Source organism: Kytococcus sp. HMSC28H12 (assembly GCF_001816045.1).
GTDB lineage: Bacteria > Actinomycetota > Actinomycetes > Actinomycetales > Dermatophilaceae > Kytococcus > Kytococcus schroeteri.
This window is the reverse complement of sequence record NZ_KV824653.1, coordinates 1-2,014: the sequence shown is the minus strand read 5'-3', so window position 1 is coordinate 2,014 and position 2,014 is coordinate 1. Positions and strand designations below refer to the sequence as shown.

At 75.2% G+C, this 2,014-nt stretch carries 2 protein-coding genes; both read right to left on the bottom strand.

The window, feature by feature from the left end:
- On the bottom strand, positions 1-927 hold a 927-nt coding region (locus HMPREF3099_RS13535; protein WP_237769837.1), incomplete at its 3' end, for an acyltransferase family protein.
- Between the two features lie 105 nt (positions 928-1,032).
- Complete coding sequence (locus tag HMPREF3099_RS10440; RefSeq protein ID WP_070705906.1) at positions 1,033-1,890, bottom strand: glycosyltransferase family 2 protein; 858 nt, start codon at positions 1,888-1,890, stop codon at positions 1,033-1,035.
- Positions 1,891-2,014 lie beyond the last annotated feature (124 nt).

The window sequence follows — 2,014 nt, the reverse complement described above, 5'->3', positions numbered from 1 at the left end:
GGCGCCGACCCACAGCATCGGGGCCGAGCCGAGGGCGCGCACCACCGGGCCGCGGGCGCGGGCCCCGCCCACCAGCACCAGGGCGGTGCCCACGGTGGGCAGCAGGGCGGCGCTGCCCGGCCACGGGGTGGAGGAGGTGACCACGAACAGGCTGGTCAGCAGCACCACGAGGCCGAGCACCACGAGCAGGCTGCCCAGGAGGCGCGGCAGGCGGGCCCAGACGGCCACACCGCAGGCCACGAGGCCGCCGAGGGCGAGCTCCCAGAGGCGGGTGGTGGTGACGAAGTAGGCCGTGGCCGGGCTGGAGGCGGTGTGCACCACCGACCACACCAGCGAGGGAACGGCGATGGCGAGCAGCCCCACGGTGGCCACGGGTGCCAGCGGCAGGCGCGTGCGCGTCACGAACAGGCCCACCAGCAGCAGCACCAGCGGCCAGACGACGTAGAACTGCTCCTCCACCGCCAGCGACCAGTAGTGCTGCACGGGGGAGGGCAGGGAGTCCTCGGCCAGGTAGTCCACCGACCGGTCGGCCAGGCGCCAGTTGACGACGTAGAGCGCCGAGAGCGCGATGTCCCAGGCGATCTCCTTGAACCGGGTGGCCGGCAGGACCAGCCAGGTGAGCAGCCCGGTGACGATGAGCACGGTGGTGGCCGCGGGGAGCAGGCGCTTGGCGCGGCGGCCGTAGAAGGCCGGCAGGTCCACCCGGCCGGTGCGGTCCACCTCCTTGAGGAGCTGGCCGGTGATGAGGAAGCCCGACAGCACGAAGAACACGTCCACCCCCGCGAAACCGCCCGTGACGAGCGGGAGGCCCGCGTGGTAGGCCATCACCGAGAGGACGGCGATGGCGCGCAGGCCCTCGACGTCGGGGCGGAACGAGGACGGCCGCTGGCTGCCGGTGCTGGAGGCACCGACGGGCTTCCTGGCCACTTGACTCACGGAGCTTCCTTGGAGGGGGACGACACAGGTCGGAGGGGACGGACCGGGGTCCGTGGGGAGCAACGATAACGCCGCGGTCCCCGCACGCCGGGGTGCTCAGCCCGCGACGAGCACCCACCCGCCGGCCTCGTCGCGCCGCACGAGGCCCGCCTCCGCGAACTGCTCCAGCCACCCCTCCATCGGCCACCAGCCCCACCGTTCGGCAAAGACGCGACCGTTGCGCACCACGTCGGCCACCTTGTCCCACGGTGGGGAGTGACTCTCGTGCCACTGGTGGTGGGCCACCGCGCCGCCGAGCCACAGCAGGCGCCCCCCGACGGCCCCGAGGCGCTGCGCGAAGTCGGTGTCCTCCCCGCCGTAGCCCACGTACGCCTCGTCGAAGCCGCCGACGGCACGCCAGGCCGCGGGCGTCATCGCGAAGTTGAGCGACCAGAAGCGGGTGAGGTCGGCCTCGGGCACCAGCTCGCCGGGCGCGGGCACGGGGCGCCCCGGGGCGGGGTCGGAGAGGGCGCGCAGGGCGGGCAGGTCCTCCACCGGGTAGGTGGCCGGTGGATCGGTCTGGCGCAGGCGCCCGGTGACGCCACACCAGAGAGCGGGTGCGTCGCCCCCGGAGTGCGTGGCCACCGTGCGGGCGTAGGTGTCCACGAGCTCCGGCTCGGCGATGCAGTCCACGTCGAGCAGGACGAGCACGGCGGCCCCCGCCTCGGTGGCGGTGGCGGCCGCCAGGTTCCGTGCGGCGGCCAGCGGCAGGCCCTCGGGCGTGGTGGGGAGGTCGACCACGAGGGTGCGGCAGCCGGGCACGGGGTGGCCGTCGGTGACCGCGCGGATGCCCGCGTCGTCCATGGCCACCACCACGTGCAGGTCGGGCACCCGGGCCGAGGCCGCGAGCGACCGCCGCTGGTTGGCCAGGTGGGCGTGGCGGCCGTGCACCAGGGTGAGGACGGCGGTGGTCACGGGGTCTCCTCGGGGTCGGGTGCGACGGACTGCCCGGTCGGGCGGGCCACCTCGGCCACCACCTGCGCGATGCCGGCCGCGCCGGACCCGAGCCAGCCACCCCAGCCCGCGCCGCCGAGGGCAC